Origin of the sequence: Bradyrhizobium sp. ORS 375, from assembly GCF_000239775.1 — a bacterium.
Taxonomy (GTDB): domain Bacteria; phylum Pseudomonadota; class Alphaproteobacteria; order Rhizobiales; family Xanthobacteraceae; genus Bradyrhizobium.
Map to the genome: position 1 here is coordinate 1 of NZ_CAFI01000265.1, position 670 is coordinate 670.

General features: G+C 64.3%; 1 protein-coding gene and 1 pseudogene. Both read right to left on the bottom strand.

Going from position 1 to position 670, the window contains the following annotated elements:
- Nucleotides 1-376, bottom strand: a pseudogene (locus tag BRAO375_RS19560) (hypothetical protein); the annotation flags it as partial.
- A 95-nt stretch (nt 377-471) separates the two neighbouring features.
- A partial coding sequence (locus BRAO375_RS38395) for a hypothetical protein (RefSeq protein WP_210161271.1) occupies nt 472-670 on the bottom strand: 199 nt, incomplete at its 5' end.

A 670-nucleotide genomic window follows, 5' to 3' on the forward strand; every position in this document is an offset into this window, starting at 1 on the left:
GCTCGATCGCAGCGCGCGCCGTCATGTCCCTGAGCGAGGTCGGCTGCAGGCCCTGCGGCTGCGGCCGCGGCATCATCGCCGCGCTCATGTTCGAGTGGCGCTGCCGCTCGAGATATTGCGTATATTGCTGGTCGATGAACTTCTGCTCTTCGGGCGTCGGGTTCGGGCCCGCGATGTCGAAGCTGCGGTCCTGCATGAAGTCGTAATAGACGTAGCCGCCGCCGGGCTTCCGTCTCCCGGCAAATTTCGCGTTACACTGCGCCATCGCCGCGGTCTTCTCTTCCTTGGTCGCGGACTTCTCGGCGGCGTCGGCGCATTCCTCGAAATCGGCCGGCGAGCGGCTCCACCACTCGGCATGCGCGCGTTGTGGTTGCATCGCGGACAAGCAGCTGATTGCGGCAAAGACCAATACTGGCAGGTGGGGTCGGTACACGAACGGCAATCCTCGGCGTCTCCTCGCCTCAGATGACTTCAGATTGTCGCCATTTTGCGGCGGTGTGTGACTCCTATGCTGCGCAATTTGCGACTTTCTTCGTCGTCCGCCGCCGTTCCGTGATCCCGTTGCCACAGTTCGCCGCCCCACGGCGGCCGCATCGTGCGCGAATCGCACCTTGCTGTGGCGTCCGGACGATAGGCTGTGGCGGCGAAACGCCGCTCCGCCATGTCCGAC